Source organism: Brevundimonas vitisensis (genome assembly GCF_016656965.1).
Classification (GTDB): domain Bacteria; phylum Pseudomonadota; class Alphaproteobacteria; order Caulobacterales; family Caulobacteraceae; genus Brevundimonas; species Brevundimonas vitisensis.
In genome coordinates this window covers 585975-605854 of the sequence record NZ_CP067977.1, presented here as the reverse complement: position 1 = coordinate 605854, position 19880 = coordinate 585975, and the positions used below count along the sequence as shown (strand labels likewise).

General features: G+C 65.2%; 16 protein-coding genes and 2 tRNA genes. 14 read left to right on the top strand and 4 right to left on the bottom strand.

Features of this window, described 5'->3' with window-relative positions:
• Positions 1–26: 26 nt before the first annotated feature.
• The 9 genes from JIP62_RS03020 (at position 27) to JIP62_RS02980 (ending at position 6694) form a co-directional block, all read left to right on the top strand.
• The gene (locus JIP62_RS03020; protein ID WP_201103462.1) at positions 27–1616 is read left to right on the top strand and encodes a histidine kinase famiy protein; all 1590 of its coding nucleotides are present in this window, start codon (positions 27–29) and stop codon (positions 1614–1616) included.
• Between the two features lie 124 nt (positions 1617–1740).
• On the top strand, positions 1741–2310 hold the full coding sequence (locus JIP62_RS03015) for a cold-shock protein (RefSeq protein ID WP_201103461.1): 570 nt from the start codon (positions 1741–1743) through the stop codon (positions 2308–2310).
• A gap of 29 nt (positions 2311–2339) precedes the next feature.
• A complete protein-coding gene (locus tag JIP62_RS03010; protein ID WP_201103460.1) occupies positions 2340–2813 on the top strand; it encodes a DUF192 domain-containing protein in 474 nt (157 codons plus the stop codon).
• Between the two features lie 50 nt (positions 2814–2863).
• Positions 2864–2940, top strand: a tRNA-Pro gene (locus JIP62_RS03005).
• Between the two features lie 199 nt (positions 2941–3139).
• Positions 3140–3577 (top strand): hypothetical protein, encoded by a 438-nt coding sequence (locus JIP62_RS03000; RefSeq protein ID WP_230974841.1) that lies wholly within the window; start codon positions 3140–3142, stop codon positions 3575–3577.
• 88 nt (positions 3578–3665) lie between these two features.
• Positions 3666–3971, top strand: coding sequence for an ETC complex I subunit (locus JIP62_RS02995; protein ID WP_201103458.1), 306 nt, complete (start codon positions 3666–3668; stop codon positions 3969–3971).
• A 122-nt stretch (positions 3972–4093) separates the two neighbouring features.
• Positions 4094–4170, top strand: a tRNA-Arg gene (locus tag JIP62_RS02990).
• A gap of 90 nt (positions 4171–4260) precedes the next feature.
• Positions 4261–5358, top strand: a complete 1098-nt coding sequence (locus tag JIP62_RS02985; RefSeq protein WP_201103457.1) for an amino acid ABC transporter substrate-binding protein — start codon at positions 4261–4263, stop codon at positions 5356–5358.
• A gap of 25 nt (positions 5359–5383) precedes the next feature.
• Positions 5384–6694, top strand: coding sequence for a dicarboxylate/amino acid:cation symporter (locus tag JIP62_RS02980; protein WP_201103456.1), 1311 nt, complete (start codon positions 5384–5386; stop codon positions 6692–6694).
• A gap of 2 nt (positions 6695–6696) precedes the next feature.
• On the opposite strand, the gene sseA is transcribed toward JIP62_RS02980, so the two are convergent.
• The gene (gene sseA, locus JIP62_RS02975) at positions 6697–7533 is read right to left on the bottom strand and encodes a 3-mercaptopyruvate sulfurtransferase (protein ID WP_201103455.1); all 837 of its coding nucleotides are present in this window, start codon (positions 7531–7533) and stop codon (positions 6697–6699) included.
• On the opposite strand from sseA, the gene JIP62_RS02970 reads away from it, so the two are divergent.
• On the top strand, positions 7532–9106 hold the full coding sequence (locus JIP62_RS02970; protein WP_201103454.1) for a cryptochrome/photolyase family protein: 1575 nt from the start codon (positions 7532–7534) through the stop codon (positions 9104–9106). The genes sseA and JIP62_RS02970 overlap by 2 nt on opposite strands.
• Here JIP62_RS02970 and JIP62_RS02965 read toward each other — a convergent pair.
• The gene (locus tag JIP62_RS02965; RefSeq protein ID WP_201104523.1) at positions 9078–10289 is read right to left on the bottom strand and encodes an SAM-dependent methyltransferase; all 1212 of its coding nucleotides are present in this window, start codon (positions 10287–10289) and stop codon (positions 9078–9080) included. The genes JIP62_RS02970 and JIP62_RS02965 overlap by 29 nt on opposite strands.
• A gap of 42 nt (positions 10290–10331) precedes the next feature.
• A complete protein-coding gene (locus tag JIP62_RS02960; protein ID WP_230974840.1) occupies positions 10332–11795 on the bottom strand; it encodes a cryptochrome/photolyase family protein in 1464 nt (487 codons plus the stop codon).
• Positions 11796–11909: 114 nt separating this feature from the next.
• Here JIP62_RS02960 and kdsA point away from each other — a divergent pair, with 114 nt between their 5' ends.
• Positions 11910–12773: a 3-deoxy-8-phosphooctulonate synthase gene (gene kdsA / locus JIP62_RS02955; RefSeq protein ID WP_201103452.1), complete on the top strand. Its 864-nt coding sequence runs from the start codon at positions 11910–11912 to the stop codon at positions 12771–12773.
• Complete coding sequence (locus JIP62_RS02950) at positions 12770–13900, top strand: DUF3089 domain-containing protein (RefSeq protein WP_230974839.1); 1131 nt, start codon at positions 12770–12772, stop codon at positions 13898–13900. The genes kdsA and JIP62_RS02950 overlap by 4 nt, the downstream gene beginning before the upstream one ends.
• On the opposite strand, the gene recG is transcribed toward JIP62_RS02950, so the two are convergent.
• On the bottom strand, positions 13897–15984 hold the full coding sequence (recG, locus tag JIP62_RS02945) for an ATP-dependent DNA helicase RecG (protein ID WP_201103451.1): 2088 nt from the start codon (positions 15982–15984) through the stop codon (positions 13897–13899). The two genes, JIP62_RS02950 and recG, sit on opposite strands and share 4 nt — an antisense overlap.
• Before the next feature lie 133 nt (positions 15985–16117).
• Here recG and JIP62_RS02940 point away from each other — a divergent pair, with 133 nt between their 5' ends.
• Entirely contained in the window at positions 16118–16414 is a 297-nt protein-coding gene (locus JIP62_RS02940) for an FAD assembly factor SdhE (RefSeq protein WP_201103450.1), read from the top strand.
• 5 nt (positions 16415–16419) lie between these two features.
• Positions 16420–19848 carry a transcription-repair coupling factor gene (mfd, locus tag JIP62_RS02935; protein ID WP_230974838.1) on the top strand — a complete coding sequence of 1143 codons (3429 nt, stop codon included), beginning with the start codon at positions 16420–16422 and terminating at the stop codon, positions 19846–19848.
• Positions 19849–19880 lie beyond the last annotated feature (32 nt).

Genomic DNA, 19880 nt, shown 5'->3' with positions numbered 1-19880 from the left:
CCCTTGATCCGAAGCTGGAGCACTGCGTGACCGACACGCCTGAAAAGCCCGCCCCCGTGCGAGCCCCTCATCCAACGGTCACGGCCGAAGGGTTCAGCGGCCAGGACGATATCTTTTTCGCAGCCGTCGAAATGACGCGCATGCCGATGATCGTCACCGACCCGCACCAGCCCGACAATCCCATCGTGTTCGCCAATGTCGCCTTCCAGGATTTGACGGGCTACACGGCTGACGAGATCAAGGGTCGGAACTGCCGCTTCCTGCAAGGGCGGGGCACTGATCCGGAAACGGTCAACACGGTGCGCAGTGCTATTGCGAAGACCACCGATGTCGCGGTCGAGATCCTGAACTATCGAAAGGATGGCTCGGCGTTCTGGAACGCGTTGTTCATCAGCCCAGTCTTTGGGCCGGACCGGAAGCTGCTCTATTACTTCGCCTCGCAGTTGGACGTGTCCCGTCGGCGCGATGCCGAAGACGCGCTGCGTCAGGCTCAAAAGATGGAAGCGGTGGGCCAGCTGACCGGTGGCATCGCCCATGACTTCAACAACATGCTCACCGTCATCATGGGCAATGTGGATTCCGCCCTCGAACTGGTCGACGACGCCGGCGTGCGCAAGCGCCTGGAACGGGCGCTGGAAGGGGCCCGACGAGCCGAAACCCTGACCAGCCAGTTGCTGGCGTTTGCCCGCAAGCAGCGGCTGGACGGACGGCCGACCAATCTGAACCTCCTCATTGAGGGACTGCATGACATGGTCGGGCGCACGCTCGGCTCGCAGATCGTGATCAAGACACGGTTGGCACGCGATCTGCGCCTGGCGCGGGTCGACTCCGTTCAGACCGAGGTCGCCTTGCTGAACGTGCTGGTGAATGCCCGCGACGCCATGGCGGACGGTGGCGAAGTCGAAATCTGCACGGAAAATCGCACCGTCACCCCGGATGCCCCGTTCAACGATGCACCTCCGGGCGAGTATGCCGTACTGACCATCAAGGACAGCGGCACCGGTATGGCACCGGACGTTCTGGCCCGGGTGACGGAACCCTTCTTCACCACCAAGGACGTCGGCAAGGGCACCGGCATGGGCTTGGCCATGGTCTATGGCTTCATGCAGCAGAGTCAGGGCCACCTGACGATCGAGTCGCGGCCAGGCCAGGGGACGGCCGTGCACATGATGTTCCCCGCTCTCGCAGGTGAGATCACACACGCCATCGACCAACCCCTGCGCGAGGCCAAGGGCGGCAGCGAGACCATCTTGATGGTCGAAGACAATGCCGATGTGATGGAGATGGGCCAGAGCATCTTGCGCGACCTGGGCTATCGCGTCGTGACGGCTGTTACCGCTGCGGATGCCTTGCAGGTTCTGGAGGCCGAACAAGACATCGATATGCTGTTCACCGATATCGTTATGCCCGGGGGGATGAACGGCGTCACCCTGGCGCACGAGGTTCGGCGGCGGAGGCCGGAGATCAGCATCCTTCTCACCACCGGCTGGGCGGACCGGGCCCTGGATAATGAGGAGGATCGCAGCGGTTTCGACCTGATCGGCAAGCCCTATCGTCGCGGCGATCTGGCGCGAAAGGTCAGAACCTTGCTGGACGGCCCGAACGGCGTGTCCTGAGCGGCTCAGGCTTGCCGCAGATTGGGGACATAAGGACAAAAATCTGCGTTTTTGCCTTTTCCGGCGTTCACAGAACCGTGTTAAACAGGCGTTGTCCGCAGGCTACGCGGACGGGGGCTGTGACGTGTCTGAATTCGAGGGGCTAGAGGCGACGGATACGATTCGCGTCGTCGGCAGGATCAAGTGGTTCGATCCCATCAAGGGTTACGGCTTCATCGTACCCGAGGATGCGGGGCAGACGGATCGACAGGATATCTTGCTGCATATCAGCAGCTTGCGAGATAGTGGGCACGAGACGGCCGCCGAGGGTGCGCCGATCACCTGCGACTGCGTGCGTCGGCAAAAAGGATGGCAGGTCTCCCAGATCCACTACCTGGGCGAGGGCAACCCCGAGGCCGTGCTGCCGCGTCGCGGGGGCTATGACGGTCTGAAGAGCCACGGCGGAATGATTCGCGGACGTCCGGAGGCAAACCTTCGGGCCGGCGACCTGGAGACGGCCACGGTCAAATGGTTCAACCGGACCAAAGGCTATGGCTTTGTGGTGCGCGAGGGGCATCCCGGCGATATCTTCGTTCATGTCGAAACCCTTCGTCGTTGCGGGCTTGACGACCTGGTGCCTGGTGAGGCCGTATCGGTGCGGTTCGCCGATGGGCCCAAGGGGCTGGTGGTGGCCGAGATCAAGCCGGGCGGCTGATGGCGCGCCCGATAAGGGCGATTTGCACCATGTTCGACCGTCGTATCCTTCTCAGCGGCCTGATGGCCCTGTCCCTGTCTGCTTGTTTTCAGAGCGCACCCGTCGATGCCACGGGTCGGCCGCTCGAGCCTCTGACGATCGTCACGGCAACGGGCGAGCACAAGTTCATGGTCGAAATCGCCGACGAAGAGGCGGAGCGCCAGCGCGGCATGATGTATCGCGACGCCCTGGCTGATGACCGGGGCATGCTGTTCCAGTTTCAGGACGTGCAGCCGCGCGGCTTCTGGATGCGCAACACGCCAAACTCCCTCGACATCATCTATGTCGCGCCCGACGGAAAGATCGTGTCGATCGCCGCCAATGCGGTGCCTTTCTCCGAAGAAACCCTGCCGTCCGACGGTCCTGCCAATGGCGTCGTCGAAGTGCGGGGCGGCCGGGCTGCTGAGATCGGGGCCAAGCCGGGCGATTTGGTCCGGCATCCCTTCTTTGGGAATGCCGACTAAGGCGCGTTGCGATTGCGGGCTGCGCGTGTCATGAGACGCCCCTTCCGGTTCGGGGTGTAGCGCAGCCTGGTAGCGCATCTGCTTTGGGAGCAGAGGGTCGCAGGTTCGAATCCTGCCGCCCCGACCAATATTCGATCTCTGCCCGCCGTCTCATTCCCCCCACCAGGCGGGTTACGGCGAATTCACTGGTGAGTGAACCGTGATCGGCTAGATGCGGCGCATAGGAGAAATTCATGCGCTCGTTCCTCGTTCCTCTGTCCATGTCGGCTGTTGTCGCTGTCGCAGCCTGTGCGCCCGTCGTGTCCGGAGGGCCTCCGATCCCGGTGATGCCGGGCTTGCAGCAAACCGCTCAGCTGGGTGCCGTTTATATGTCCAGCGGATGGTTGAGCGCGGAAGACGACTTTCAGGAGACCTTCACCGACGAAGTGAGCCAGGAGATGCGGCGCTGCCTTGTCGGGACCGCACTGGTCGATGTGCGAATCCACATTGATCGCCTCGACAGGGAAGGGCGTCTGGCCACGTTTCTGAACGGTGGCGGTGAGCACAGGCTCTCCGGCACGGTGGAGTTTGTCTATCCGGGGCGCGGCAATGAGGTCGTGGGGCGGTTTCCGGTCTCGGTTGTCGTGCATGACAACGGTGGTCTGAACGGGCTGGTCACGGATCGTCAGATGGTGGTTTCGGAGGCTTTTGGTCGCGCGATCTGTGAAGAGGGTTTCGGTCGCAATCCGCGGGGCCCCAACGTCACGAATGCGACCGCCGACTGATGCGCTGATCGGGGGAACGGCATGGGCCGGTTGCCGCTGATGAACAGGGCTGTATATGAAGCCAAAGCCTTCGTCTGAGAGACCGTCCATGCTGGCCCGCATCTATCGACCCGCCAAGACCGCCATGCAGTCCGGCAAGGCCAAGAGCCGCAGCTGGCGGCTGGAGTTCGAGCCGGCCTCTGCGCGTTTCGTCGACCCCCTGATGGGCTGGACCGGCTCAACCGACATGAACGGCCAGGTGAAGCTGAACTTCGACACCAAGGAAGAGGCGATCGAATACGCCGAGCGTCACGGCATCGCCTTCCGTCTGCACGAGCCGCAGGAGCCGCCGTTGATCCTGAAGGCTTATGCCGACAACTTCGCCACAAACCGCAAGGTGTCTTGGACGCACTGATTCGTCGGCATCGCACTTGGCGCTGCCTTGGCCAAGGCAACGGGCAGTGCGGTCAGAGCGACAATAGCCGGGCTTCGCGACTATAAACATTCGCGGTATTCGCGCCGCAGGATTTCCATCGGGCGCCCATAGCTCAACCGGATAGAGCACCCGCCTTCTAAGCGGGATGTTGCAGGTTCGAGTCCTGCTGGGCGCGCCATTCCCGCATTGCGATGGCCTGACGGGTTGCGGCGGGGGCCTTGACCGCGTTTAAGACACTCGCGGGGCGCTTGGCGACAAGGACGTCGATATGGCGGGCAGAACGATCACGCGGGCTGCGGCTCTGGGACTGGCGATACTGGCCGGTCTCGTCGGCTGCGAGCGCCAGGCGCCGGCTCCCGAACCCGCGCCGGCCGTCAAAGGCCAGATCGCTCCCCCTCAAGCGCGTGCGGAAAGTGCCACCCTTGGCGAGATCCGGCGTCGTGGGCGCCTGAACTGTGGCGTTCACGAGGGGCTGGTCGGCTTTGCCTATACCGACAACCGTGGGGCCTGGCGCGGCTTCGACGTCGACTTCTGCCGGGCCATGGCGGCAGCAATTTTCGGCGATGCGAATGCCGTGCGCTTCATTCCGCTGGGCACCCGGGACCGGCTGTCGGCGCTTGAGAGCGGCCGGGTCGATGTGCTGTGGCGCAACACCTCCTGGACCATGCAGCGCGATGCAGGCCAGGGCGTCGCCTTCGCGGGCATCAACTACTACGACGGTCAGGGATTTCTGGTCCGGCGTTCGCTGAACCTGAACAGCGCGTCTGAACTGAATGGCGCGCGGGTCTGCGTCCAGTCCGGATCGACATCTGAACTGAATGTGGCGGACTATTTCCGTTCGCGCGGCATCGAGTATCGCCCGGTCGTGTTCGACAGCGAGGAGGCGGCGCGGCAGGCCTATGGGCGCGAGGACTGCGATGCCTTCAGCGCGGATATCTCAGCCTTGGCCGCGGCGCGCACCACCTTGTCTGCGCCACAGCAGCATATGATTCTGCCCGACGTCGTCTCCAAGGAGCCGCTGGGCCCGGTGGTGCGACGCGGGGACGAGCAGTGGACGGCGATCGTGCGCTGGACGCTGAATGCCCTCATTTTGGCCGAGGAACTGGGGGTCACTCAGGATAATGTTGCGGCCCAGGCGCGCGACGCCCGCGACCCGCGTGTACGCCGTCTGCTGGGGGCCGAAAGCGGCTATGGCGCGGTGCTGGGCCTGTCCGATGACTGGGCCCGCGAGGCGATCGGAGCCGTCGGCAACTACGGCGAGATATTCTCGCGGAACCTCGGTTCGGAATCGGCACTCGACCTGGCGCGCGGCTTGAACGCACAATGGAACGCGGGTGGCCTGATGTATGGACTGCCGATTCGATAATCGACACGGGTAAACCGGGGGACCAATGGAAACGACCAAGCGTGGCGGCGTGCCGCTCTATCTCTGGATGCTGGTGGGCTTTGCCGTCGGCCTGGGTGGAGGGCTGTTCGTCAATCTGAACGGACTGGTCGTCGATGAATGGGTGATGGATCTGATCCAGTCCGTGGGTCAGATCTTTCTGCGCCTGCTGTTCATGCTGGTTCTGCCGCTGCTGTTCGCCGCCCTGGCCGTCGGCGTGGCCGAGATGGGCGACCTCAAGTCCCTGGGGCGCGTCGGGTTCAAGACCCTGTCGTTCACCATCCTGGTCTCTGCCATCGCCGTCGCGATTGGCCTGGGCATGGTCAACTGGTTCCGGCCCGGCGACGGGGTTGATCCGGCCCTGGCGCAGCAGCTGCTGGCCCAGGGAGCCGAAGGGGCCGCCACCATCGTCGGCAATGCGCCGACCTCGATCGAGGCGGGCCAGTTCTTCCTGGACATGATCCCGTCCAACGTCTTCACCGCCGCGGCAGAGAACCAAATCCTGCCGGTCATGGTGTTTGCCCTGATCTTCGGCATCGGCATGGTCATGGCCAAGTCGGAGGCGACTGACGCCCTCCAGCAGTCCCTTCAAGGCCTGCTGGAAGTGATGATGAAGCTGATCAATCTGGTCATCAAACTGGCCCCGATCGCCATTGCCGCCCTGATGTTCAACCTGGCCGCCATGTTCGGATGGGACCTGCTGGTGCGCTTGGGGGCCTATGCCGGCGTGGCAGTGGGCGCGATGGCGATCCACATGTTCATCGTCTATCCGCTGTTGGTCTGGATCTTCGGCGGCATGAATCCCGTGACCTTTGCGCGAGGTGTGCGTGAGCCGTTCGTCGTGGCCTTCTCGACCGCCTCGTCCAACGCCACCCTGCCCATCGCCATCAAGGCGGCCGAAGAAAAGCTGAAGCTGCCGCGCCGCATCTCGCGCTTCGTGCTGACGGTGGGGGCGACGGCGAACCAGAACGGCACCGCCCTGTTCGAAGGGGTGACAGTGCTGTTTCTGGCCCAGTTCTTCGGCATCGACCTGAACCTTCAGCAGCAGCTGGTGGTCATGCTGGTCTGTATCCTGGGCGGCATCGGCACGGCTGGAGTTCCGGCGGGATCGCTGCCGGTCATCGCCCTGATCCTGGTCATGGTCGGGGTGCCGGCCGAGGGGATCGGCCTGATCCTGGGCGTCGACCGCTTTCTGGATATGTGCCGCACCACGTTGAACGTCACGGGCGATCTGGTGGCCGCGACGGTGGTTTCGCGCGGGGAAAAGGACGTCCCCGCCGATGTGGCCGGACCGGAGCCGGTCGCCAAGCCGGTCTGAAGTCAACCCGCCTGTACGGGGGTATTGGGGTGAGAGCCCCATTCGGTCCAGCTGCCGTCGTACAGGCGGCTGGGCCGGTCCAGCACGGCCAGCCCCAGGCTGAGAATGGCGGCGGTAACGCCTGAGCCGCAGCTGGTCACGATGGACCGATCCAGGTCTATGCCGGCGTCGTCGAAGACCTGCGTCAGCACCGCTGGCGGCTTCATTCGCCCCTCGGGCGTGAGAAGGGCGCTATAGGGCATGTTGATTGCGCCGGGCATGTGACCGGGCCTGACGCCGGGCCGGGGTTCGGGCGCCTGACCTCGGAAGCGGGCCGCGCCACGGGCGTCCACGACCTGGGCTCTGCCTGCCAGGGACTGACCTACGACGTCCAGATCGGCCACCTGATGGGGATCGAAATCGGGCGTGAAGATTGCAGGGGCCAGGACCCTGGCCGGTCCCGCCTCGACCGCTCCGCCAGCCACCGTCCAGGCAGGAAGACCGCCATTCAGCACCTGAACGCGCTGGGCCCCCATCACGCGAAACATCCACCAGACCCGCGCGGCCGAAAACAGGCCGGTGGTGTCATAGACGACGATGCCATCCGTCTGGGTTATGCCCATCGCCCCGGCAAAGGCGGCGAAGACCGCAGGGCTGGGCAGCATGTGCGGCAATGGGCTGTCTTGATCTGAAGCGGCCTCCAAGTCGAAGAAGAGCGCGCCCGGAATATGGGCTGCCGCGAAATCCGCCCTGGCATCGCGTCCGTCCAGATGCCAGCTGGCGTCCAGAAGGCGCAGGCCCGGATCGGACAGGGCGGCCAGAAGTTCAGCGGGCTGTATGAGGGCGGACAAGCGAGACATGACCCAGCCTAGCACACGGACAGGCACCCTCAGACTGGTGTTGGGCGATCAGCTTTCCGACGGACTGTCGGCCCTGACTGACCTGGACCCGGCTCGCGATCTGATCTTGCTGGCCGAGGTGCGGGACGAGGCGACGTATGTTCGCCATCACAAGCAGAAGATCGCCCTGGCCTTCGCCGCCATGCGCAGCTTCGCGGTGCGATTGGAGACGCGCGGGGTATCGGTGCGCTACGTCCGCATCGACGACCCTGACAACCGCCATTCGATCGTTGCGGAGGTCGAGCGCGCTCTGGCCGATGGTCGGTTCGAGCGGGTGGTGATGACCGAATGCGGGGAATGGCGGCTGGCCCAAGCCTTGTCGGGGTTTGCGAGCGCCAGCCCCTCGCTGGTCGAAATCCGGCCCGATGACCGCTTCGTCTGCTCGCACGACCGTTTCCGGCGGTGGGCCAGCGGCAAGAGTCAGCTGCGGATGGAGTTCTTCTATCGCGAGATGCGGCGTGAGACGGGCCTGCTGATGGAGGGCGATCAGCCCGCTGGTGGAAAGTGGAACTATGACGCCGAGAACCGGCGTAAGCTGGGCAAGGGTGTGCGTCCGCCCCGGCGTCTGCGAACCCCGCCCGATGAGATCGCCAGGGGAACCATCGCTGATGTGGCCCGCCTGTTTCCTGATCATTTCGGCACTCTGGACGCGTTCGCCTGGCCGACGACGGCGGAGCAGGCAGAGGCGATCCTGGCCGATTTCATAGAGAACCTCCTTCCGGGGTTCGGCGACTGGCAGGACGCCATGGCAGAAAGCGAGCCGTGGATGTGGCACGGTCTGATCTCCACCAGCATCAACCTGGGCCTGATCGATCCGCTGGATGCCTGTCGCCGCGCCGAAGCGGCGTGGAAGGCGGGCAGGGCCCCCTTGAATGCGGTCGAGGGCTTCATCCGCCAGATCATCGGCTGGCGCGAGTTCGTGCGCGGCATCTATTGGCTGAAGATGCCCGAGTATGCCCGCCGCAATCACCTCGACGCCGACCGTGGCCTGCCGTGGTTCTACTGGTCGGGAGAGACAGACATGGCCTGCGTCGCCGATACGGTCCGGTCTGCGCGCGACCATGCCTATGCCCACCACATCCAGCGGCTGATGGTCACCGGCAATCTGGCCATGCTGTTGGGTGTCCACCCCGATGCGGTCGACGACTGGTATATGGTGGTCTTCGCCGATGCCTATGAGTGGGTGGAAATGCCCAACACCCGCGGCATGGCCACCTTTGCCGACGGCGGGATCGTGGGGTCGAAACCCTATGCCGCGTCGGGGGCCTATATCGACCGGATGAGCGACTACTGCGGCCCCTGTCGCTATGACGTGAAGGCCAAGTCGGGCGAGGGGGCCTGTCCGTTCAACCGTCTGTACTGGGGCTTTCTTGAACGCAATCGCGACCGCCTGCGCGACAACGTACGCCTGGCCATGCCCTATCGGACCCTCGACGGCTTCGGTGAGGACCGCCGCAAAGCCCTGCTGGACGAGGCCGAGGCCTGCCGCGTTTCGATGGGCGCGGTCAGGCCTTCGTCAGAGCCAGCTGAATGACGTCGGTGCGGCGCGACCGGAAACCGGCCTCGCAATAGCCGAGATAGAAGCGCCACAGCCGATAGAACCGCTGATCGAAGCCACCCATCTTGCGGATGTCGGCCCACGCCGCCTGGAAGCGCTCATCCCAGCGATTCAGGGTGTCGGCGTAGTCGATGCCGAACCGCTCGACCGCGTTCCAGGACAGTCCCGCCTTTTCGATCACCGGCTGGAGGCGGGCTTCTGACGGCAGCATGCCGCCGGGGAAGACGTACTTCTGGATGAAGTCGGTGCGGGCGTTGTATTCCTCGAACAGCTCATCCTGGATGGTGATGATCTGTAGGCCCGCCCGGCCACCCGGCGCCAGCACCTGATTGATCTTGTCGAAATAGGCAGCCCAGTATTCCTTGCCGACCGCCTCGAACATCTCGATCGAGGCGACGTGGTCGAACCGCCCCTGGACATCGCGATAGTCGACCATCTGGATTGATGTCCGGTCCGTCAGGCCCGCATTGAACAGGCGCTGGCGCGCAAAGTCGTGCTGTTCCTGCGAAATGGTGATGCCCGTGACGTGGGCGCCGATTTCGCGCGCGACATAGTCGGCGAACCCACCCCAGCCGCAGCCGATTTCCAGAACCGTCTGGCCGGGCTGGATGCCCATCATGCGGGCCAGGGACGCGTATTTGCGCGTCTGGGCCGCTTCCAGCGTCTCGTCGGCGCGTTCGAAGCGTGCGGACGAATAGGTCATCGTCTCGTCCAGCCAGGCCCTGTAGAAGGCATTGCCCAGGTCATAGTGGGCGTGGATGTTCTTCTTTGATCCACGTCGGCTGTTGCGCTTCACCTTGTGGCTGAGCCAGTTGACCGCCAGCATGATGGCATTGCCGTCGAACAGGCGACGGATGTGGTCATAGTTGTTGGCCAGGGTTTCCAGCAGCACGGCCAGATGGGGGCTGTCCCATTCGCCGGCCATATACCCCTCGGCGTAGCCGATATCGCCATTGGCCAGGACGCGCCGTGCGAAGCGATAATCCAGCACATTCATCACCGCGTCCGGCCCGGGGGTCGCGCCGATCAAGGTGTGAACCTCGCCGTTCGGCAGGCTGAGGGTCAGACGGCCATAGGTCCAGTTGTCGCTCAGCAGACGCAGCAGCAGGGCGAATACCGGCGGGGTGCGGGCGGCCTGATGATCCTCGGCTGCGGTCATGGCACTCATGGGCGAAATCCTGTGGCCGCGGCGGCCGTATGGTCATTCATTGGGATCGGACTTGTTGTCGATGGCTTTGAGCGCCGCCAGGGCGCGTGCCCGCCCTTCGGCATGGTCGACGATCGGACGAGGATAGTCCTGCCCCAGGCGCAGGCCCGCCCCCGCGAGGATTTCGCGCGGTGCCGTCCAGGGCGCGTGGATGTATTTGTCCGGCAGCCGGGCAATCTCGGGCACCCATCTACGGACATAGCGGCCTTCGGCATCGAACTTTTCGCCCTGTGCAATCGGATTGAAGATACGGAAATACGGAGCGGCATCGGCTCCGGATCCCGCGACCCACTGCCAATTCTGCACATTTGACGCCAGATCGGCATCGACCAGCGTGTCCCAGAACCAGGCCTCGCCCTCGCGCCAGTCGATCAGCAGGTGCTTGATCAGGAAAGATGCCACCACCATCCGCACCCGATTGTGCATGTATCCGGTCCGCCAAAGCTGGCGCATGCCTGCGTCGACGATGGGATAGCCGGTCTGACCTGTCTGCCAGGCCTTCAGCGACTTGGGATCGTCCCGCCAGGGCATGGTGTCGTATTCCGGCCGGAATGCCCGCTCGGTGATGAAGGGGAAATGGTGCAGCAGGTGAGCCGAAAACTCGCGCCAGCCGATCTCGGAGACGAATTTCTCGGCCTCTGCGCCCGGCACGCGGCCATCTGATGCGGCCCCGCGCGCCGCCGCCACGGCTCGCCAGGGACTGATCTCGCCCCAGTGCAGGGCGGCGGACAGGCGACTGGTTGCCGCCCGCGAAGGGATGTCGCGACCCGCCCCATAGCCCCCGAGGCCGGACTTCAGAAAGTGGGACAGCGCCGCAAGCGCCCCCGCCTCGCCGGGCTCGCCTTCGAACTCGGCGGACCAATCGGGCCGCTTGGGGTGCAGGCCCCAGTCGTCAATGCTGTCGCTGGACAGGTGATCGGGCGTGCTGATCGCCCTGGGACCCAGGGTATGCGTTGGCACTTCGGCCTGGGCCATCAGCGCCTTATGGAAGGGCGTGAATACGCGATAGGGCTGGCTCGAGCCATTCAGGACGCTGCCTGGACGGGCCAGCAAGGTGCCGTTGGTGCCACGGCATTCGACGCCGTCGTCCTTCAGCGAATGGGCGATCTCGGCGTCCTGCGCCCAGGCGTCGGGTTCGAAGCGGCGGTTCATGAAAACGGTGGTCGCACCGGTCTCGTCGATCAGACGGCGCAGTTCCGATTCGCTGTCGCCCCGGCGCAGGATCAGGCGCGACCCGCGCTGCTGCAGGGCTGCATCCAGGGCGCGCAGCGATTTGTCCAACCACCACTTTGACGCCGCCCCCAGCGGGCGTCCGTCGCCAGCCTCGTCGAGGATGTACACCGGCACGATGGCACGGCCTGTGTCTGCAGCATTGTTCAGCGCCGGGTTGTCGGCCAGACGCAAGTCCCGGCGGAACCACAGAATGACGGGGGTCTCGTCCGACGGCTTTGTGGTCACGCGCGGCCTCTCCATGTTAGCTTGCAACCCGCGTCGCGCGACGCCACCTGAACGCCCCATAGTCTGGGCATAGACCCGGCACCATAAGCATAAACGTCACACGAAGGTTTCGCCGTGAGCCAGCCCAACGCCATCATCGACATCAACGACGGCCTGGCCCGTCCCGTCTCAATCGGTGGCGGACAGCGGATCGTCTTCATCGCCGGGCCGTGCCAGCTGGAAAGCCGCCAACACGCGCTTGAAATGGCCCATGCGCTGAGGGAAATCGGCGAAAGGCTGAACGTCGGCATCATCTATAAGACCAGCTTCGACAAGGCGAACCGCACCAGCGCCAACGCAGCCCGCGGTTTCGGGCTGGAAGGCTCCTTGCCGATCTTTGCCGAGATTCGCGAGGTCACCGGCATGCCCGTGCTGACCGATGTCCACACCGAAGAGCATTGCCGCATCGCCGCCCAGGCCGTGGATGTTCTACAGATCCCGGCCTTCCTCAGCCGTCAGACCGATCTGCTTCTGGCGGCCGCCGCAACCGGCAAGGCGATCAACATCAAGAAGGGTCAGTTCCTTGCCCCCTGGGACATGAAGAATGTCGTGGCCAAGGTGACGGGGGCCGGAAACCTCAATGTGATGGCCTGCGAGCGGGGGGCCAGCTTCGGTTACAACACATTGGTCAGCGACATGCGGGCGCTGCCGGTGCTGCGGGACATTGGCTGTCCGGTGGTCTTCGACGCGACGCACAGCGTCCAGCAGCCGGGCGGCCAGGGGACCTCCTCGGGCGGCCAGCGCGAGTTCGTGCCGGTGCTGGCGCGTGCAGCCGTCGCCGTCGGGGTCGATGCTGTTTTCATGGAAACCCACCAGGACCCGGACAACGCGCCGTCGGATGGGCCCAATATGGTGCCGTTGTCGCAGTTCGAGGCTCTGGCGGCCGAGCTGATTGCCTATGACGACCTGACCAAGTCGCGGATGGCGAAGGCGGCGTGAACACGGTGTCGGCGGCATCGGATCGACGCAAGGGCCCCAGCCTGAGGCAATGGCTGGGCTACGGCGGATTTGCCTTGATCGGTCTGGTGCTGCTCGTCGTGGCCATCTGGCGAGGCGACATCCTGCGGGCGGCGCTCGACCCCCAGATTCCGTTTCAGACCTATGACCCGCCGCCCGCACCCGATTATGCCACGGCTGATGCCTGGGCTCTGCGTGACGACCGCGCGCCAGCGGCCGGGCCGGCAGCAATATTTTTCGTGCATTCCACCACCTTCGACGGCGGGTCGGAGTGGAACGGGCCCATCGATCATGCGGCGGCGGACGCCTATCTGAAACGTGTCGTCCTGCCCAATCACGCGGGCCCTTTCGCGCGGGCCGGGGCCATCAGCGCACCCCGCTATCGTCAGGGCAGCCTCTATACCCGGCTGAGCCTTCGGGACGATTCGCGCGAGGCCCGCGCCTTTGCCTATCAGGACATTCTGGCGGCATTCGAGGCCTGGCTGCTGCGCTATCCCGACAGTCCGATGATCCTGGCCGGGGTGGAGCAGGGGGGCGAGCTCGTTGAGCGTCTGGTACGCGAGCGGGTAGCGACCGATCCTGCGCTGCGGCGTCGCCTGGCTGCGGTCTATCTGATCGATGTGGTGGTGCCGGCCGATCGGCTGTCGGCTGAGATCCCGGCGTGTGAAACGCGTTCGCAGTTCGGCTGTATCGTCGCCTTCGCTCCGGTGGAAGAGGGTCAGGACCGCACGGCATTCCAACGCCTGCGGCGGGCTCTGGTCTGGGACGACCGCGGGCGTCTGATCGAGTTGGATGGGCGTCCGGCGGTCTGCGTGAATCCGGTCACTGGCACCGCGGACGGTGCGGCGGTGCCGGCTCGGCTGCATCACGGGGCGACCAATGCCACCGGTCTGGAGTGGGGAGCCCGCCCGGCTCTGACAGCACGCGAAATCGCGACCCAATGCCGAGGCGGCCTCCTGCGGCATACGGCACCCAGTCGCGAGTCCTTCCGGGCGACCGGCAGCTGGGCCGATCGAAGAAAGGTAAATCAGTACAATCTTTTCTTCAGCGATATTGAGCTTGATGCTCAGGCTCGGCTGGCGGCCTGGGTCGCTGCGCCCGCGCGCTAATCCAGGCCCGGCCGGTCGTTTCGCCAGTCGAACAGCGCTTCAAGGACGCGCACGGACTGTCCGCGCGGACTGACAAGGTCGGGGTCGCGCCCCAGTATCAGCCGCGCATCGTCGGCCGCTGCCAGCATCAGGCCGCGGTGGCGCACCGGGTCGGCGAAGCGATAGGCAGGAAAGCCGCTCTGCTTCAAACCGAGGGGATCGCCTCCGCCGCGCAGGCGGAAATCCTCTTCGGCGATCTCGAACCCGTCCTCGGTACGGCGCAGGGTTTCCAGACGCTCGCGCGCCACCTCACCCAGGCCTGTTTCACCGCCCCCGTACAGCAGGATGCAGGCGCTGGACTTGGCCCCGCGGCCGACCCGTCCGCGCAGCTGATGCAGCTGGGCCAGGCCGAAGCGGTCGGCATGTTCAATCACCATGATGGTCGCATTGGGCACATCGACGCCGACCTCGACCACGGTGGTTGCGACCAGCAGGGGCAGCCGCCCATCGGCGAACTCGGCCATGACGGCCTCACGTTGGGCCCCTGGCATCTGGCCGTGGGCTAGGCCTACCTCCAGCTTCAGGATGCGGCGGAGGTCTGCGGCGCGTTCCTCTGCGGCAGCCAGGTCGCTGACCTCGCTCTCGGCCACCAAAGGGCAGATCCAGTAGGCCTGAGCACCGCCGTCGATCGCCGCGCGCAACCGCTGGGCCACCTCTCCGATCCGGGTGAGAGGCAGGACGGCGGTCGCCACCGGCGTGCGGCCCGGCGGCTTTTCCATCAGTCGCGAGACCTCCAGTTCACCGTACTGGGTCAGTTCCAGCGTCCTGGGGATAGGCGTCGCTGACATGGTCAGCAGATGGACGCCGCCACTGCGGGGATCGCCTTTGGCCTGAAGCCGCTGGCGCTCGCCCACGCCGAAGCGGTGCTGTTCGTCGATGACGGCCAGCGCCAGCCGGTCGAACCGCACTGCGTCCTGAAACAGGGCGTGGGTGCCGATCGCCACCTGGACCGCGCCGCTCGCCAGACCATTCAGTCGCTCGCGCCGCTCGGCGGCGGTGTCGCGCCCGGTCAGGAGAACGCTGGTTATGCCCGCCGAGGCCAAGAGGGGCGACAGGCGCTGGTAATGCTGACGCGCCAGGATTTCCGTCGGAGCCATCAGTGCGGCTTGAAATCCGCTGGATGCCGCATCGGCCATGGCCAGGGCCGCCACAGCTGTCTTTCCAGAGCCCACATCGCCCTGGAGCAGGCGGCCCATTTGCTGGCCCGAAGCCAGATCGGCGCGAATCTCCGACAATGCTTGAGCCTGGGCACCGGTCAGCGAGAAGGGCAGGGCAGCCAGCACGGCTTGAGAAGCTTCGCCGGCCGTAATCACCGGGGCCGGCGTGATCTGGCGTGCGCGACGTCGACGCGCGAGTGCCAGCTGATGGGCGAGCAGTTCATCATAGGCCAGCCGCTGGCGCGGCGGGGCATCGGGTGACAGGTCGCTTTCCGACGCCGGATCGTGCAGGGCTGTCAGCGCTGCGCGCCAGGCCGGCCAGCGCCGCGCGGCCAGCCAGGCGGCGTCCTGCCACTCGGTCAGATCCGGCGTCGTGGCCAGGCCCGCCTGAACCAGTTTGCGCATCACGCGCGAACTCAGCCCCTGTGTCGCCGGATAGACGGGCTCCGTCGCCGCGATGCGATCGGCCTGATCCAGGGGAAAGATGTCCGGATGGGCGATCTGGACCTCATTGTTGAACCGCTCGACCTTGCCTGCGACCAACCGGCGCTCGCCCCGGGGGAGCTGCCGGTCAACGTGCTGCGGCGAGCCGCCGAACCAGACCAGATGCACGAAACCGGTATCGTCCGAGGCCCTGACCTTCAGCGGCACGCCCGGCTTTCCCGGCACGAACATGCGATCAATCACGACCTCGAATATGCCGACTTCGCCCTCGACCGCGTCCACCGCCGTCATGCGGCGGCGCGTGATCAGCCCAACGGGGGACAGAAAGACGACGTCGCGCACCAGCGACCCTGCGACCTTCTGAACCAGAGGCGCGATCCGGGGCCCGACACCCTTCAGTCCGGTGACGTCGGCAAACAGGGGGAAAAGGCTTTCGGGGCGCATGCGCGGCGACGGTATCCAGGCAGGTGTCGCCAGCGAACGGGCGAGAGCCTGACCTAACCCGGTCGCGGGTGGAAGGCCAAGCCTTCAGACCCGTCTGGCGGTGAGGCCGCCTCGCGGCTATATCCCGCGCCTCATGACCGATCATCCCGACACGACCAAACTCGACCGCCTGCGATTTCGGGCCTGGCGCAGAGGGTTCCGAGAAGCCGATCTGGTGCTGGGGCCGTTCATCGACACGGTGGGGCCGACGCTGGACGAAAGCGAGCTGGATGCCTTTCAGGCGTTGCTCGAGGCCGAAGATCATCAGATTTATGCTTGGATCATCGGAGAGGCCCCGTTGCCGGCCGACTATGACGCCGCCTTGATGGGCAAGATCCAGACCTTCATGCGTGCTCACGTCGCCGCTGCCGTCGCCGAGGGCGCGGGTTGAGTCCGTTGAGGTCCGATATCGAGCTGGGCGGCGCGCCCGAGGGGCTGGATGCTCTGGTCGTTGCCGAACAGCTGGCGTCGTCCGGCGGGCTCGGCTTGTTCGTCGCACGCGACTTCAACCGTATGGGCACCTTCGTCCAGGCGTTCCGGTTTTTCTCAAAAGACATTGAAATACTGGAGTTTCCTGCGTGGGACTGCCTTCCCTATGATCGCCTGAGCCCGTCATCGGCGGTGTCGGCCGAGCGGATGGCGGCCCTGACCCGGCTGGCCCAGCGCCGCCCGGGGGATCCGCCTCTGATGGTGGTGACCACCGTCGCCGCCGCAACCCAGCGCACGCCGCCGCGCGAGGTCACCCAGAGCGCGGGGTTCGAGACCGTGGTGGGCCGCGATCTGGATACGGCAGCGCTGGAGCGTTACTTCAGCGTCAATGGCTACATGCGGGCCTCGACCGTTTCGGAGCGCGGCGAGTATGCCGTGCGCGGTGGGGTCATCGACGTCTATCCGCCGGGCTTTCCCGAGCCGGTCCGCCTGGACATGTTCGGCTCCGAGCTTGAGTCCATCCGAACATTCGATCCTGCCACCCAGCGCTCGACCGGCCAGAAGACGACGGTGGCCCTGGCCCCCGTGTCCGAAGCCCTGCTGGATGCCGAGACCATTTCACGCTTCCGCACGGGCTATCTGGCTCTGTTCGGGGCGGCCGGTGACGATCCCCTTTATGCCGCCGTCAGTGAGGGCGCGCGCCGCCAGGGCATGGAGCACTGGCTGCCGCTGCTTTACGAGCGGCTTGAGACTTTGTTCGATTATCTGCCGGACAATGCGTCCATCTACCTCGATCATCAGGCCGAGGCTGCGCGGGCGGATCGTTGGACCCTGACGGCCGATGCCTATGACGCGCGGGCCGAGGCGTCCCGCACGCGCGGCGGCGCGGCGCACAGGGCCCTGCCGCCGTCACGGCTGTATCTGGACGAAGCGGAATGGAACGGTGCCTTGGCCGGCCGACAGGTCCGCCGCCTCAGCCCATTCGCAGCGGGAGCAGAGGATGCCGGTGGACGACTGGGCCGGGCCTTCACCACCGAACGCGCCCAGGACAGCGTCAATCTGTTCGAGGCCGTCGCCGCCCATGCCGCGGCCTTGAAGGAGGACGGGCAGCGCGTTCTTTTCGCCTCCTGGACCGAAGGCTCGTCGGATCGACTGGCCGTCATGCTGGCCGATCATGGGCTGGAGCCGGTCATTGCGGTTCGGGACTGGTCGGATGTTCAGGCGGCGCCGCCGGGCATGATCCTTCGGGGCGTCCTGCCTGTCGAGCACGGCTTCACCACCGACACGCTTGCGGTGATTTCCGAGACCGACATCCTGGGCGATCGCCTCGCTCGTCCGCGGCGTAAGCGCCGGGCGTCGAACTTCCTGGCAGAAGCCTCAGCCCTGACCACCGGCGATCTGGTCGTGCACCTGGATCACGGCATCGGGCGGTATGAGGGCCTGAAAACCCTGGAGATCCAGGACGCACCGCACGACTGTCTTGAGCTGTTGTATGCCGGCGACAGCAAACTCTACCTGCCGGTTGAAAATATTGACCTTTTGACGCGCTATGGGACCGAGTCCGAAGGCGTGCAACTGGACCGCCTTGGTGGGGCGGGATGGCAGGGGCGCAAGGCCAAGGCGCGCGCCCGGCTTCGTGACATGGCCGAGGGTCTTATTGCCCTGGCCGCCAAGCGCTCGCTTCGGACCAGCGATGCGGTGGTGCCGCCCGCCGGTCTGTTCGACGAATTCTGCGCCCGCTTCCCCTACGAGGAGACCGACGATCAGCTGAACGCCATCGGTGACGTGCTGGAAGACCTGGGCAAGGGCATGCCCATGGATCGACTGATCTGCGGCGATGTCGGCTTCGGAAAGACCGAGGTCGCCATCCGCGCGGCCTTCGTTGTCGCCATGAGCGGACAACAGGTGGCCATCGTCTGCCCGACCACCCTGTTGGCGCGCCAGCACTTCCGTACCTTCTCGGAGCGGTTCGCGGGTTGGCCGATCAAGGTGCGACACCTGTCGCGGATGGTCACGGCCAAGGAAGCGTCTGAGACGCGTGCCGGGCTCAAGGACGGCACATTCGAGATCGTGGTCGGGACCCACGCCGTTCTCAGCGAACAGGTTGGGTTCAAGGACTTGGGCCTTGTTATCGTTGACGAAGAGCAGCACTTCGGCGTCAAGCACAAGGAGAAGCTGAAGTCCCTGCGGGCCGACGTTCACCTGCTGACCCTCACGGCCACGCCGATTCCCCGGACCTTGCAGATGGCCTTGTCGGGCATTCGCGAGATGTCGATCATCGCAACGCCACCGGTCGATCGCCTGGCCGTTCGGACCTATGTGACCCCGTGGGATCCGGTCCTGGTACGGGAGGCCTTGCTGCGCGAGAAGTACCGCGGGGGCCAGGCCTACTATGTCGTGCCGCGCCTGTCGGACCTGCCGGACATCGAGCAGTTCCTTCGCGAGCAGGTGCCAGAGGTCAAGTTCGTCGTCGGGCATGGCCAGATGAGCCCGACCCAGCTGGAAGACGTGATGAGCGCCTTCTACGACGGCTCCTATGACGTGCTGCTGTCAACGACGATCGTTGAGAGCGGCCTCGACATCCCCACGGCCAATACCCTGATCGTGCACAAGGCCGACATGTTCGGCCTGGCGCAGCTGCACCAGATTCGCGGACGGATCGGGCGGTCCAAGGCGCGAGCCTTCGCCTACCTGACGACGCCGCCCGACAAGCCGATGACGCTTTCGGCGGAACGGCGGCTGCAGGTCCTGCAGTCGCTGGACAATCTGGGGGCAGGGTTCCAGCTGGCCAGCCACGACCTGGACCAACGCGGTGGCGGCAATCTGCTGGGCGACGAACAGTCGGGCCATATCCGCGAAGTCGGCGTCGAACTGTATCAGCAGATGCTGGAAGATGCGGTGGCTTCGCTGCGCGAAGCGGGGGCCGAGGGCTTGGTCGACCGTGGGTGGTCGCCCGCCATCAATGTCGGCGCGGCCGTATTGATTCCAGAGGATTACGTCCCCGATCTGAACGTCCGTCTTAGCCTGTATCGCCGTCTGTCCGATGCCGAGAACACCGAGACGCGCGAAGCTCTGGCTGCCGAATTGATCGACCGGTTTGGCCCGCTTCCGGACGAGGCCAAGCAGTTGCTGCGCATCGTGGGCATCAAGGCGAACTGCAAGATCGCCTGCATCGAGCGCATCGACATCGGGCCCAAGGGGGCGGTCCTGACCCTGCGGGATAACCGCTTCCCCAATCCGGCCGGCCTGGTCGGTCTGATCCAGAAGAACCACATCAGCTGGAAGATCCGGCCCGACCAGAAGATCGTGGTCAAGGGCGACTGGCCCACGTCAGACGACCGTCTGAAAGTGGCGGAGCGCATCACCGGCGATCTGGCTCGGGTGGCGGTGGCCTAAAGCCACATGGGCCGCGGGCGATCGCTGCGGTG

Bases quoted from the DNA above. Each gene is read 5' to 3' on its own strand.
- JIP62_RS02980 (WP_201103456.1), top strand. From the start codon at position 5,384: ATGGAAACGACCAAGCGTGGCGGCGTGCCGCTCTATCTCTGGATGCTG.
- JIP62_RS03000 (WP_230974841.1), top strand. From the start codon at position 3,140: ATGCCGGGCTTGCAGCAAACCGCTCAGCTGGGTGCCGTTTATATGTCC.
- JIP62_RS02940 (WP_201103450.1), top strand. From the start codon at position 16,118: ATGACCGATCATCCCGACACGACCAAACTCGACCGCCTGCGATTTCGG.
- JIP62_RS02995 (WP_201103458.1), top strand. From the start codon at position 3,666: ATGCTGGCCCGCATCTATCGACCCGCCAAGACCGCCATGCAGTCCGGC.
- recG (WP_201103451.1), bottom strand. From the start codon at position 15,984: ATGCGCCCCGAAAGCCTTTTCCCCCTGTTTGCCGACGTCACCGGACTG.
- JIP62_RS02970 (WP_201103454.1), top strand. From the start codon at position 7,532: ATGACCCAGCCTAGCACACGGACAGGCACCCTCAGACTGGTGTTGGGC.
- sseA (WP_201103455.1), bottom strand. From the start codon at position 7,533: ATGTCTCGCTTGTCCGCCCTCATACAGCCCGCTGAACTTCTGGCCGCC.
- JIP62_RS03010 (WP_201103460.1), top strand. From the start codon at position 2,340: ATGTTCGACCGTCGTATCCTTCTCAGCGGCCTGATGGCCCTGTCCCTG.
- JIP62_RS02985 (WP_201103457.1), top strand. From the start codon at position 4,261: ATGGCGGGCAGAACGATCACGCGGGCTGCGGCTCTGGGACTGGCGATA.
- JIP62_RS02965 (WP_201104523.1), bottom strand. From the start codon at position 10,289: ATGACCGCAGCCGAGGATCATCAGGCCGCCCGCACCCCGCCGGTATTC.